Origin of the sequence: Massilia frigida, from assembly GCF_011682175.1 — a bacterium.
In the GTDB taxonomy this organism is placed as follows: domain Bacteria; phylum Pseudomonadota; class Gammaproteobacteria; order Burkholderiales; family Burkholderiaceae_D; genus Telluria_A; species Telluria_A frigida.
This window is the reverse complement of record NZ_WHJG01000012.1, coordinates 154497-167333: the sequence shown is the minus strand read 5'-3', so window position 1 is coordinate 167333 and position 12837 is coordinate 154497. Positions and strand designations below refer to the sequence as shown.

Below are 12837 nucleotides of genomic sequence, written 5' to 3'. Positions count from 1 at the left end.
TAACTTCTGCACCATCCGCTCCTGCCTCGACACCCTACGCAAACAAGGGCACAGCATGCTGGAAGTGCTGCGCCGTGCATTTGCTGGCGATCCGATCAGGCCAACTGCGTAGCGGCTGAATAGTTACGGGTTAACAAGACCAGGTAATACGTTTTTCAATGTTAAGAAAAACGAAAATGCTATTTATCGCTACTGATGCGGAGCTGATTTTTTGACCGAAGCCTTGTGATGCGAGATCGAACTATCGGCCTTCTACCTCGCACTGGAGGTGAAGGCAGCCTATGAGGGCATCATGATCTCCCTTCCCAGCAGTGATTGGCGCGCTTACGACAACCTTGATGCCTGCCAGTTGGCGGACTTGTTGCTGCAAGTGGCGGCACGTGCTGACCCAGAAAGAGTACGCAAACATGTATCCACTGCACGGGTTCTGAAGGAGGGGCGGATCGTATGAAGGCCTTGAACGGGGTGGCACTAAGCGCCTAGCGCCGCTTCAGGATCGATCCGAGCACGCCGCGAATAATTTCCCGCCCGACCTGGGAGCCGATGCTGCGCGCGGCCGACTTCACCATCGCCTCTACCGGCGATTGCCGTTTGCCGCTGCTGCCGCCGAACAGGCCGCCGAGCATGCCGCCCAAGGACGTGTCGGGCGCGCGCTCGGGCACCTCGCTGCGGGCGCCGCCGGCCGGGGTCCTGGCGCGCGGCGCAGGCGTGTGCGCCTGTTCCGCAGCCGACACGCGGGCGGCAATCAGTTCGTGCGCCGATTCGCGGTCGATGCCTTGCTCATACACGCCGGCCACCACCGACTGCGCCATCACGCGCTGGCGTTCGGCCTCGTCAATCGGTCCGATCTGCGATGCCGGCGGCAGGATGTAGGCGCGCTCGACCATATTCGGACGCCCTTTCTCGTCGAGGAAAGAAACCAGCGCTTCGCCCAGCTCCAGTTCCGTGATGACCTGGGCGGTATCGAGCGCCGGATTGGGGCGGAACGTTTCCGCAGCGGCCTTGACGGCTTTCTGGTCGCGTGGCGTGTAGGCGCGCAAGGCGTGCTGGACGCGGTTGCCGAGCTGGCCGAGCACGGTATCGGGAATGTCGAGCGGATTCTGGGTGATGAAAAACACGCCCACGCCTTTTGACCTGATCAGCCGCACCACTTGCTCGATCTTTTGCAGCAAGGGCTTGGGCGCTTCACTGAACAGCAGGTGCGCCTCGTCAAAGAAAAACACCAGTTTCGGCTTGTCCAGGTCGCCCACCTCGGGCAGGTTCTCGAACAATTCCGACAGCAGCCACAGCAGGAAAACCGCATACAGGCGCGGTGCATTCATCAACTTGTCTGCGGCGAGGATGTTGACGATGCCCTTGCCCTGGGCGTCGGTTTGCAGCAAGTCATCGATATTGAGCATCGGCTCGCCGAAAAAGCGGTCACCGCCCTGCTGCTCGAGCGCCACCAGGCCGCGCTGGATGGCGCCAATGCTGGCCGCCGAGATATTACCGTACGTCGTGCGAAAATCGGCTGCGTGGTCGCCCACGTGCTGCAGCATGCTGCGCAAATCCTTGGTGTCGAGCAGCAGCAAGCCATTGTCATCGGCGATCTTGAATACCAGTTGCAGCACGCCTTCCTGGGTATCATTCAGGTTCAGCATGCACGCCAGGAGCAGCGGACCGAGGTCGGAAATCGTGGCGCGCACCGGATGGCCGGCTTCGCCGAACACATCCCACAAGGTCACCGGGCACGCGGCCCACGCAGGCGCGTCGACGCCCAGTGCGCCCAGCCGCTTTGTCATCTTTTCCGACGCGCTGCCGGCCTTGGCCATGCCGGACAGGTCGCCCTTCACGTCCGCCATGAACACCGGCACCCCGATCCCGGACAGCGCCTCGGCAATCACCTGCAAGGTCACGGTCTTGCCGGTGCCAGTTGCGCCCGTGATGCAGCCGTGGCGGTTGACCAGCGCCGACAGCAAGTCGAGCACCAGCGGCGGTTCGGATGCATTGTTTCTGGCAATGGGCAGCAGCATGGACATGGTGGCAATCTCCTCGGCGCGGTCGGAAATCAATAGTACATCATGCCATCGGCGTGGATTGACAGCCGTTTCCCGGCAACGTTCCGAATGTGGTCCAATACGCCTGCGGCGCCTTGCCGCTGCTATTCTTGATGGAGTTCCTCATGCGTTCGATCGCGTTTCTTTTTGCGGCATGGCTTTGCGCCAGTGGCGTCCAGGCCGCCGCCGGCATGACCGCCGGCGGCGTTGTTTTGCTGCAGCCTGAAAAAGTCATCGGTGCGCGGGTCAGCGTGGATAAGCTCGCCCCCTACCTCAAGCAAGTCGACGCTGTCGCTGGCCGCACCTTGCGTGCGGCGAATGCCGGGCCGGCCAGCGGAGGATTCCTGGTCGTGGCCATCCGTCCGGGCCAGCAATCGAGATTCTGGCTGGATTTCGATCCGCCCTTGCCGCAGGCGGTCGCGGACGCGCTGCTCGCCGGTGCCAAAGACGTGCGGCCGCCGGCGGTGAACGGCGGAACCGTCGTGCTCGCAATGAAATATGGTGTCGCTGGAGGAACTGTTCCGTCGCGTCCGATGCCCTCGCCAGCGGAGTGGGCGACCGAAGCCAAGGCGGCAGGAAAGCCGCTGGAAATCGGCGATCTTGTCGACCGCATCTGGAAGTAAGCCGGGAGGCAAGCCAAGGTGACCTTGGCTTGCAATGAATACAAGCAAACCGTTCCGGCTCGTGACGCAAGCGCGCCACGAGTTCGGCAATCACAGCGGAGTCAGCGATGGGCCTGCGCAGGAAAGCTGGCCTTGACGTATTCCAAGGCCGGCGACGCCATGGGCATCGATCGCATTACCGGCTGCATTGATCCGTCAGGTCGTCCTTTCCACGAAACCCATCCCCACGAACACGCGTTCAGCATTGCCGCGTTCGGCCTGGAAGTGATGCATGCGGCGCTCGGATTTGTTCTTGCCCTCCTCCGCCGTCGCCAATTCCCCCAGCTTGCTGAGCAACAGCTGCGCCGCCAGCCGCTTGTTGGCATGCTGGCTGCGCTCGGTCTGCACCTTCACCGACAAGCCCGACGCCACATGGGTTGCCCGGATCGCACTATCGGTCTTGTTCACATGCTGCCCGCCCGGCCCGGAGGCGCGCGTCGCTTCATACCGGATCTCTCCGAACTCGGTCGACACCGCCGGCGGCGCGAACGCAGCGCCGCTCAGGAACCAGTTCTTCCGCTTGTGCATCTTGCGGTAAGGACTTTCGCAAATCCACTGAATGCTGCCACACCAGCGCGCAGCCAGTTCGCCTTCAAGTTCCGCAGGTCCGTCCAGCTCCAGCAGCACCGAGCGCAACGTTCCACCCACGGGTCCGTCCAGCTGCTCCACCACGCTGACCGCCACGCCTGCCTTCCGCGCCTCGCGGTTCAGTTGCGCAAGCGCCTTGGTCACTGCCAGGCAGCACTCCACCGGGCCGGTATTGGCCGTAATTTGTAACCAGATCATCAGCAGCACTCCCCACGCGTTTTGTAGGTCAGCACAGGCTTGCTTCTGGATACCACCTTGGCCAGTCCCGCTCCCACAAGCGAGCCGAGCACACTGTCGACATTCTTGTAGGCTTGCGGCGCCTCCTCGTAAATCAGGGCACGGTCATTGCAGATGACGCGCCCGCCCATCGACGTGCGGCTCAACTGCGCCGGCGTCGCCAGTTTGTCCAGGCGGCCCTTGCAATCGGTCCGCTGCCACTTGCGCCCTGCTCCGTGCGCCAGCGAATGCAGGCTCAACTCACCGGCCGACAGCACCGGTTCGATCAGGTAACTATAGTCGTCGCGCGAACCGGGCAGCATGACCAGCCCCTGGTCGCTCGGCGTGGCACCTTTGCGGTGCAGCCAGCCTGCCTGCCCATCAATACATGCCGGCGTCACCGTGTTGTGGTGAACGTCGAGCACGCGCACGGCCTCGCAACGCAGACGCTGAAAAATCCGCGCCGCGATCAGCGAGCGGTTGACCTCGGCGTATTGCAGCGCCGCGTCGTGCTCGCGCAAATAGGCCAGCGCTTCCGCGCTGCCATCGACCAGGCCGGCGTGACTGTGCACGTCAACGTGGGCACGCAAAATCATCTGGCCCAAACCGCGCGAACCGCTGTGCACCAGCAACTGCAGGCATTTGCGGGTCAGCGCCGTGCGCCCCAGGGCCTCTTCATCTTCGACAGCATCCATGACCTGGAGTTCCGCGAAGTGATTGCCACGGCCGATGGTACCGAGCGAACGCAGCGGTGCCAGGTCCAGGCCGGCTGCTGCCAGCGCTGCCGACAGCGCATCCATGCGCGCCGGCCAGGACGGATCGATGCGTTCCAGGGCGGCCCATTCTTCCTCGTCGATCACATCGTCGAGGTTGCCGATCTGCTTGTCGATCTTGTCGAGCTTGGCCTTGCCGGCCAGGATGTCGGTTTGCCACAGCGCCATGCCGCAGCCGATGTCATTGCCGACCAGTGCCGGATACAGGCGTCCGGTGGAAAAGAATGCGGCCCCGACGGGATAGCCGCGGCCCGGATGCAGGTCGGGCAAGCCGACCACGCGCTGCATGCCGGCCAGTGCGGCCGTGGTTTTGGTTTGTTGTATTGCTGCGTCTTCGAGCCACAGACGGTCGGACGCGATGATCGAAATACGATCAGAAATTTGCTGAACAAAATTGCCCATGTGATGCCAATCCAAAAAAATTCGATACGGGATTGGGCGCTGGCGGAGCGCTGACGATTAACTCGTCAAGAGAGGGCTAAAACGATGCGACAGACGGGCGAATGCCGTCGGTTCAGTGCAGGATGTAGCCAGCCAGACCCAGAAAAAGAGCGTTTATGTTCAGTTTTTGCATGATCGATCTCCTTTTCTAAAATGGTTGGCCTGCTTGGGAGTGCGATAGTAGGCGATTTTTTGCGGCGATGCAAGTGCTAATTTGCCATGATTGATACATGGGCGGCCGTTGTTCCCTAACCGGGGTCTGACCCCGGTTGGGGAATACTGCGCGGCCGTTGCTTAACCGAGGTCAGACCCCGGTTAAGCCACATGCCGGCTTAGCGCACGGCGCAGAAGCCGAACGATTGCGTGCCCTTCGGCTGCACAGTCGCGTTGTACGCCTGGCCCGATGCCGTCAAAACCGCACCGGTCTGGGTGTAGACCGCGTTCCACAGGTTGTTGATCTTGCCTTGCACCGATACCTGGATCTTCCACACCACCGGCGTCGTGCCGTTGTTGGTCACCGCAACATCGGCGCAATAGCCAGCCGTCCAGTCAGACGAAATCTTCACCACTGCCGTGACCGATGGTGTCGGCGTCGGGGTCGGCGTTGGGGTTGGTGTCGGCGTTGGCGTTGGCGTTGGCGTTGGCGTCGGCGTCGGCGTCGGCGTCGGCGTTGGCGTCGGTGTAGGCGTTGGCGTCGGTGTTGGCGTCGGTGTCGGCGTTGGGGTTGGTGTCGGCGTTGGGGTCGGGGTCGGCGTCGCACCCGCCCACAAGTTTTTCAGCAATGCCATCTTGTCCGGCCAGACGGTATTCCAGTCATCCTGCAAGATGCCGCCGGTGTCGCCGCTATTCGGATTGAGGGTCCAGTAGAACGAGCTGATCATGCCACGTTCTTTCAGGTATTTCACCAGCGCATCCTGCCAGACCTTGTCTTTCGGATGGCCGCCGCCGTGGCCGTACTTGCCGCCCCACTCGCCCAGCACCACCGGATAATCCTTGGCGAACTTGCCCCACTGCTGATCCCAGATCGCAGGCATGTTAGCCGGGAAATTGGCGGCCCTGAAGTAATCCATCTCGAACACGTCCGGACCGTACACGTGCGGCGACAGCACCAGCTTGTTGCGCGGAATGTCCAGCGGCTTGCAGTTCATCGGCTCCAGGTTGCCGCCCCAGAAATGGCCGAACTGGCCCTGGCAACCGCCCGGATTGCTGCCGATGCCTTCGACGAAGATCAGCAGGTTCGGATTGACCGCCAAGATGCGCTTCGATGCGCGCTCGGCCGCGAGATTCCAGTCGGTCTTGATGTTGCCCGTACCCCAGCTGGCCTGGCCGTGCGGCTCGTTCTTGATGTCGAGCGCAATCAGGTTGCGCAGGCCGGAGTAGTGCTGGGCCAGGTATTCGAGGTCGGTCAGCCACTGTTCTTCGGTGTACTGCGGCGTCGTCCACAGTTCCGAGATCGCGTTGCAATCCGGACGATGGTGGTCGAGCAGGATGTAGATGCCGCGACGGTCGACTTCTTTCAGGAACACGTCGAGCCACTGGCGCGAGTTCAGTCCCACCAGGTCGGGATTGGCCAGCGCGTCGATATTCGGCTTGACCGATGATTCGCGGAAGGTGGCCGGGCACACCGGAATACGCAGGGCGTTGAAGCCGTTCGCTTGCACCTGGTCGAGCATGCTCTTCCAGTTGCGCGTCCACAGGCCGTGCACCGTGCCGTCAAAGGTCTCGAAACCGAACCAGTTCACGCCCTTGAGCACGACCGGACGGTTGGCATCGTCCAGGATCTTGTTTCCGGATACGGTAAAGGCCTGGCCGGCCGTGGCCGCGAAGGCCAGGGCCAGCGACAGCGCCAGTTTACTTACTACTTTCGGGGTAATCATCGTGCGTCTCCAATATAAGTGAGATGACTTGAAGCGGGCCCGTTACAGCCCGGCTGGTAGCGGCCGAAAACCGGTCACCGCTGCGACCGCGGCACCCGGGAAGGTGCCGACGAGGGCGTTGTAGCCTTCGGCCGACTTTCCGTAACGGTTGCGGGCGTCGGCCAGCGCAAGCTCGTCTTGTGGCAATTTGCCGCGTAGTTCTTTGAGTGAGGACACTGTTTCCAGCTCGGGCGCGCCGCGCGTTCCCGCCAGGCGGTACAGCACGCCGGTCAACTCACCCTGGTAACGCTTGTAGGTATCGACCGCTTCCAGGTCGTTCAGCACATCGCTGTTGGTCGGCAGCGCACTGGCGCGCACCAGGCTGGTCCGGGCCTGCTCGATAAAGGCTTGATCGAGTCCGCCCGCGCGCGCCGCGCCTTCGAGCGCGGTACTGGCCAGGCGCGCGCGTTCGGCGTGGATCTGGGTCAGGTCGCGCCAGGCGTCGGTGCCGCCCGCGCGCGCGGCGCTGAGCGTGTTGTAACTGATGCCGGCGCCTACCCCGGCGACGGCGAGTACCACGGCGAGCACTGCGATCCCGGCTTGTGTTGAACGAATCGTCATGGTCGTCCTCCTCTGTTTTCAAACGCCTGTCTGTTTCAAACGCAAAAAATCCGCGCGGGCCAAGCATGGCCCGCGCGGACGACTAACAATTACTTCACAGCGATGGTGCAGCTACGGCCAGCCCAGCTCACGGCGGTCGGCAGCACTTTGGCGCCGCTGTAAGCCAGTTGCACGCCGAACTCGACATTGCCGCCGGCGGCGATGGTCGCATTCCAGGCAGCTGGGGTGGCGCTGAACGCACGGCCGCTCTGGGTCACTGTGGCGCCCCACGAGTTGCTCAGGGTCACGTCGTTGGACGCGGTCCAGTTCAGTGTCCAGCCGGTGATCGGCGCGGCACCGGTGTTACGCAGCACGACCTTTGGCACCTGGCCTGAACCCCAGTCGTTGGTGGTGTCGAAATCGACAGCGCAACCGCCGGTCGCCACATCCTTGTCCGCTTCGGTGGCGACGGCGTTGACGGCGGCTGCCGTCGGCGCGGTGACTGCGAAGGTGGCGCTGCCGTTCAGGCTATCCGCGTCAACTGCGGCGGCAACCGTCACTGCCTGGGTCACGTTCCAGTTTGCTGGCGTGAAGGTCAGCGTCGCACCACCGGCAACCGACAGGTCAGTGTCGCCGGTCAGGCGGGCTACGCTGACCGTGACGTTGGCTTTCGGAGCGGCACCGAGGCGGACCTGAAAGGTGCGCGATGCGCCTTCCGGTACCGACAGCGGCGCGCCGGTGACAACCAGGGTCACTGGAACCACCACATCGCGGTCCGCCTCGGTAGCCACCGTGGTGGCGCTCAGGTAGCCAGGCGCCGTGAAGCTGAAGTTGGCGCTGCCGTTGACAGCATCCGCATCCACCGCACCGTTGATCGACACTGCTTGCAGCACGTTGTAGTTAGCAGGCGTGAACAGCAGGGTGGTCTGTGGCGTGGTCAGGTCGACGTCGCCGCCGGCTGCCTTGGCGATCGCCACCGTGACGTTGGCGGCAGGCGCCTTCGACAGGCTGATACGCACGCTGTTCGAGCCGCCTTCAGGTACGCTCAGCGCATTGGTGCTGGTGACGATCGACGGCGAGTCGGTACCGCCGACAATGTTGGCGTAATCGGCCAGCGCATTGGCGATATCGGCCTGGGCCCAGAAGCGGTGGTAGCGCCAGGTTGGTGCAGGACCGCCGTCCAGGTAGGCTTTCAGCTTGGGCCACTGTGGATCGTCCTTGTATTTCGGACGGATGCTCAGGAACGTTGCGCTCGAATCGATGGTCGCGCCCTGGCCGTTGGTGCCGGTCCAGCCCTGTGGAATGTACACGCCCGAACCGGTAGCCGGATCGTAAGCCTGGGTGAAGCGCTTGTAGTCGGCGCGCGTTTCGTCAACCACCAGGCCAGCCGTATCCTGATGCTTGGCCCACATGCGGTCCAGCAGTTGCTTGGCCAGCACTTTGGCAGGTTCGTTGTTGGCTTTGGCACCGTAGTAGATCAGGGTGCGGGCCAGGGCGGCGGCGATACCGACGTCGTTGGTGCTGTCGACGATTTTCACGCGCAGGCCGGCATTCGCGCCAGGGGTTGCCGCGTTCCAGGTGTCAGGCGCGCCGCTCCATGCCAGGGTGTTCGGGATGGTGTAGGTGCCATCCGCTTTCAGGACCGTGTTGGCCGATGCCCAGGCAACCCATTTGTCCAGGACTGCCTTGGCGCGGGCGTCGCCGCTGGCGTAAAAGTACTCGGCGACGCGCTGCATCGACCAGGCCTGGAAGCCGAACCAGGTGTTCGACGCCGGATCGTGGTAGACCGGTTTTTCATCGTAGAACATGCCGTGGAAGGTCGGGGTGCCTGCCGGTGGGGTCAGGTAATCGCCGCCCCAGCTGTTGGTCGCGCCGCCGGCGATCGCGCCGTCAGCCGATTGCAGCCAGCGGTAGAATTCCATCTGGCGGGTCAGGCTCTTGCCCCAGTCGCCAGCGGCGGTCGGCGACAGTGGCTTGAAGTCGGCCTGGGTCGACAGTGCCCATGCTGCCAGCGGATTCTGGTAACCGAAGTGGTTGTGGCTCGAACCGATGCGCCATGCCCAGCCGGCGTTGGAATCGGTTGCGCCGCCCCATGCGTAGTACCAGCTCATCAGATAGTGCTGATTGTCGCGTTCGCCTTGTGCATCCTGCTGGCCATTGCCGCCTGGGCACGAATTGGCGTTGGTGCAATTGCCGATCTTTTTGAAGTACTTGTCGAACATGGCGTAACGCAGGAAGTCGCCCATCTTGGCCGCTTTGGTGACCAGGTCGGCCACTTGCGCGCTCTTGCCTTGCTGCTTGGCCCAGACCGAGGCCCAGTACACGGCTTGCACGGCGCGTGCATCGGCGTCAGGTGCATTGGTGTAGCGGAATTGCTTGGCGCGGTTGTTGTCGCCGATGAACAGGCCGAGGAAGCCTTCGCCGCCGCCGTTTTTACCCCATTTGAAGGTTTCGCACGATGGATGCGGCACGGTTTCCCATACCGATTCCTGCGAGCCGCGCTGGAAGGTGTTGATGTACGAAGGACGCGTGGTGCCGTCGCCGCACTTGCCATAGCCGTACCAGTTATCGACGTCAACCAGCCAGTGCATGCCGTAGATATTGCTGGTGCCGTAAGCCGATTTCAGCTCGTTGGCGATCGGATCCTGGCCGACCGGTACGCCGCCGTTCAGGGGCGCTGGGTAGCTTTTCGGCAGATCGTATTCGGCGGCGTAGGTCGCAGGTTTACCCGGATTGTAGAAGCTGTTGGTCGGCTGGTCGGACTGCGATGGAATGATGTACTTTTCCATGTTGGCCCAGGCCGCGTTCAGCGGGCCCCAGTCGCCGGTGGCGCGGCCGTACTGCGCTTCCATCCACAGCCAGTAGCTGTAGGCTTCCGACGTGGTTTCGTGGCCGTGGTCCGGTGCTTCGACCATCAGCGTTTCAACCGAGTGATACGGTACGCCTTCCTTGCTGAAATAACCGTTCGCAGGATCTTTGATCTTCTTGTACTGGGCCAGGAAGCGCTGGGTGTATTCCGCATCGGCGGCGGCGTGCGCCGTTGCCATCATCGGCAGGCTGATCGCGGCGGCGGTGGCGGCCGTGATCGACAGGGCCAGCAGGCCGCGCATCGCGCTGCGCGCCAGGTTCCGGCCGCTGCCGCTGTTGCGCAGGGCATCGGTAACGGCGTTCAGTTTAATTTTGGACATCGAATTCATTCAGGAGTCTCCTCGCAATTGTCGTACTTTATGGCGTCCGTGAGGCACGTACGCCGGCATGGTTGCCGCCCTCTTCCCGGTTGCACCGGTGCCGATGGCGGTGGTTTCAGTTTCTGGCCCGTGTCCCGGTCCGTGGCGGGCGGCCACGGCGCGGAACCCGTTGCGCCGGCCGCTGCCTGCCGGAGCAGGAATCGACTTGCGCCCGAAGGCAGGTGGATGCCTTCGCTGTCTGCATGTGCCGCACCTTCCACTGCCCAGAGCAAGGCTGCGGCGCATACAGGGCCTGCACAGAGGAGCCGGCCATGCCGACCCCGCTTTACACAGGCTTGAAAACGTTTTCAACTGTTTTTCAAAAAAAACGATCAAGTGACCGTTTTTTATCCAAATTCCCTGGCTGCGGACGTGTCCGGGCCAAGGCTATACATCGGGTAACGAAACCAGCAGTTACTGAGGTATGGACGCAATGTATCTGCTGCAAAGGTTAAATGTCAAGAACACAAAAATGGGTGTTTTTGCATTGCACATATAGCAATTGCTGAGCGAAAACAGGTGTGTTCCGGGCGGAGCATTTGTGAACCGTTTCCAGAAAAAAGAACAAGTATCTCCCTCAACAGCGGGGCTTTCATGCGTTTCATGGTCAATACATAGAGAAAATGCGCCGAAATAAGCACAAAATAAAGATGCTTGGTGTTCAAGATCTCCTGCAAGAAGGAAATGTAAAATTCCGCAACGTGCATATGCCGGACAGTGCGCTAAACAGCTTCCTGGTCTACTCAGCACGCGTGGTGAAAAACTGACGCGAGAAAATTTCATCACTCTTGAAATCGCTTTCATGCTAAATAGCTCTTTTGATAGGCGTTTCCCGCCGCAGGCCGGTCCCGATGCCGGTTTTTTGACGCTCCGTGGTGCTAGAATGTTGTGTCTTTCATATTCAAACCACGTCGGAACACGTCCGCATGCCACCCTACCAGCTCGACCACATTAGCGTCACCGCCTGCACGCTCGACCAGGGCGCAGCCTGGGTCCACGATGTTCTCGGCGTCGTTGCCGCTGCGGGTGGAAAACATCCCGCCATGGGCACCCACAACCTGCTGCTGCGCCTGGGCGACGCCCTGTTCCTGGAGATCATCGCGATCGATCCCGACGCGCCGGCGCCCGGCCGTCCGCGCTGGTTTGCGCTCGATACGCTGGCAAGCGATGCGGCGCCGGCGCTGTCGGCCTGGGTCGCGCGCACCGGCGATATCACCGCCACGGCCGGCGCGGTGGACGCCATCGCGCCGCTCGGCCCTGTCACGCCCATGAGCCGCGGGGCGCGCAACTGGCTGATCACCATTCCGGCCGATGGCGGCGTGCCGATGGATGGCGCCGGCCCCGCGCTGATCGAGTGGGATGCCGGGCCGCACCCGGCGGCGGGCATGGCCGATATGGGCCTGACGCTGGAAAAACTGTAGCTGTTCCACCCCGAGCCGCCGCGCGTGAACGCGATGCTGGCCGCGATCGGCATGCACGCGCCGGTGACGGTGGTGCGGCTCGATGCAGGCGCCCGGCCTTATCTGCGCGCCCATATCAACACGCCGGGCGGACTGCGCACGCTCTGAACGTCCTGGCGACACACATCAACGAGGAAAAAACCGATGAAATTTCTGAACATCGCCGTGGCCGTTGGCGCCGCGCTAGGCTGCACGTTGGCGTACGCCGCCAAGGTGACCGAACTCAAACCGGCTGAAGTGGATGCCTTCCTGTCCCGGCCCGGATACGTGGTCTTGCAACTCACCTCGCCGGACCGCGGATGCAAATACTGCATCGGCGCCGACCAGACCTTCGACCAGGCGGCGGCCACGTCCACCGACCGCAACACCGTGTTCGCGCGCGTGCAGTGGCCCGTCTGGTACAAGTTCCCCAAGATGGGAGCACGGGTGGAGAACGGCGGCATACCGCGCCAGATCGTGTTCAAGGATGGCAAGGAGCAGCGCAGCGCGGGCGGCAGGCCCGAAAGCGCCACCGCGCTGCTGGCCCATATCGAAAAAATCCGTAGCCTGCCGCCCGCGCCGGGCAAGGATGTGACCTACGAGCCGGAGGCGGAGGAATCCGCGCCAGTGCCCGCACCAGCACCGCAAGCCCCGCTGACGGCTGCGCAGCAGGATGCGCTGCGCCTGTACACGCGCAAGGACCTGTTGAAAGAACTGGTGGCGGCCTGCGGCAAAGTCGCGCCGCCCAAAGCGGTCGCGTATGAACGTGCCCTCCAGACCTGGACGGTGGCCCATGCCGGCGCGCTTAACGAAGCGGCCATGCTGAAACTGTCGCGCACCAGCCGCGACGACGCCCGCGAAGAAGCCACGCTGACGCAGCGCGAAATGCGCGATGTCGAAACATGGATGGCGAAGGAACTGAACATCACGCGGACCAAAGGGCCGGGCGAGGAAAGCTGCAACGGCCTGACGGCCTACCTGGAGGCCGGCAAGCGCTAA

10 protein-coding genes are annotated in these 12837 nt (G+C 62.6%); 4 read left to right on the top strand and 6 right to left on the bottom strand.

Annotated elements, in window-relative coordinates:
- Positions 1-479: 479 nt before the first annotated feature.
- Entirely contained in the window at positions 480-2018 is a 1539-nt protein-coding gene (locus F2P44_RS14320) for a helicase HerA-like C-terminal domain-containing protein (protein WP_167087465.1), read from the bottom strand.
- 143 nt (positions 2019-2161) lie between these two features.
- On the opposite strand from F2P44_RS14320, the gene F2P44_RS14315 reads away from it, so the two are divergent.
- Entirely contained in the window at positions 2162-2659 is a 498-nt protein-coding gene (locus F2P44_RS14315) for a hypothetical protein (RefSeq protein WP_167087463.1), read from the top strand.
- A 195-nt stretch (positions 2660-2854) separates the two neighbouring features.
- Here F2P44_RS14315 and prfH read toward each other — a convergent pair whose 3' ends face one another.
- The 5 genes from prfH to F2P44_RS14290 form a co-directional block, all read right to left on the bottom strand.
- Complete coding sequence (gene prfH, locus F2P44_RS14310) at positions 2855-3484, bottom strand: peptide chain release factor H (protein WP_167087483.1); 630 nt, start codon at positions 3482-3484, stop codon at positions 2855-2857.
- Complete coding sequence (locus tag F2P44_RS14305) at positions 3484-4677, bottom strand: RNA ligase RtcB family protein (RefSeq protein ID WP_167087461.1); 1194 nt, start codon at positions 4675-4677, stop codon at positions 3484-3486. The genes prfH and F2P44_RS14305 overlap by 1 nt, the downstream gene beginning before the upstream one ends.
- Positions 4678-5048: 371 nt before the next feature.
- Positions 5049-6593, bottom strand: coding sequence for a glycoside hydrolase family 5 protein (locus tag F2P44_RS14300; RefSeq protein ID WP_167087459.1), 1545 nt, complete (start codon positions 6591-6593; stop codon positions 5049-5051).
- Positions 6594-6635: 42 nt separating this feature from the next.
- Positions 6636-7193: a LemA family protein gene (locus tag F2P44_RS14295; RefSeq protein ID WP_167087457.1), complete on the bottom strand. Its 558-nt coding sequence runs from the start codon at positions 7191-7193 to the stop codon at positions 6636-6638.
- An 89-nt stretch (positions 7194-7282) separates the two neighbouring features.
- Entirely contained in the window at positions 7283-10369 is a 3087-nt protein-coding gene (locus tag F2P44_RS14290; RefSeq protein WP_167087455.1) for a glycoside hydrolase family 48 protein, read from the bottom strand.
- A 956-nt stretch (positions 10370-11325) separates the two neighbouring features.
- Here F2P44_RS14290 and F2P44_RS14285 point away from each other — a divergent pair.
- Genes F2P44_RS14285 through F2P44_RS14280 form a run of 3 tightly spaced genes read left to right on the top strand, consistent with a single transcriptional unit; the run spans position 11326 to position 12837 of the window.
- Positions 11326-11820 carry a VOC family protein gene (locus F2P44_RS14285; RefSeq protein ID WP_229423547.1) on the top strand — a complete coding sequence of 165 codons (495 nt, stop codon included), beginning with the start codon at positions 11326-11328 and terminating at the stop codon, positions 11818-11820.
- Positions 11821-11844: 24 nt separating this feature from the next.
- Complete coding sequence (locus tag F2P44_RS36120; protein ID WP_267877603.1) at positions 11845-11967, top strand: hypothetical protein; 123 nt, start codon at positions 11845-11847, stop codon at positions 11965-11967.
- A gap of 36 nt (positions 11968-12003) precedes the next feature.
- Entirely contained in the window at positions 12004-12837 is an 834-nt protein-coding gene (locus F2P44_RS14280) for a hypothetical protein (RefSeq protein WP_167087453.1), read from the top strand.

Coding starts and splice junctions, on each gene's coding strand:
- F2P44_RS14320 (WP_167087465.1), bottom strand. CDS start 2,018: ATGTCCATGCTGCTGCCCATTGCCAGAAACAATGCATCCGAACCGCCG.
- F2P44_RS14315 (WP_167087463.1), top strand. CDS start 2,162: ATGCGTTCGATCGCGTTTCTTTTTGCGGCATGGCTTTGCGCCAGTGGC.
- prfH (WP_167087483.1), bottom strand. CDS start 3,484: ATGATCTGGTTACAAATTACGGCCAATACCGGCCCGGTGGAGTGCTGC.
- F2P44_RS14305 (WP_167087461.1), bottom strand. CDS start 4,677: ATGGGCAATTTTGTTCAGCAAATTTCTGATCGTATTTCGATCATCGCG.
- F2P44_RS14300 (WP_167087459.1), bottom strand. CDS start 6,593: ATGATTACCCCGAAAGTAGTAAGTAAACTGGCGCTGTCGCTGGCCCTG.
- F2P44_RS14295 (WP_167087457.1), bottom strand. CDS start 7,193: ATGACGATTCGTTCAACACAAGCCGGGATCGCAGTGCTCGCCGTGGTA.
- F2P44_RS14290 (WP_167087455.1), bottom strand. CDS start 10,369: ATGAATTCGATGTCCAAAATTAAACTGAACGCCGTTACCGATGCCCTG.
- F2P44_RS14285 (WP_229423547.1), top strand. CDS start 11,326: ATGCCACCCTACCAGCTCGACCACATTAGCGTCACCGCCTGCACGCTC.
- F2P44_RS14280 (WP_167087453.1), top strand. CDS start 12,004: ATGAAATTTCTGAACATCGCCGTGGCCGTTGGCGCCGCGCTAGGCTGC.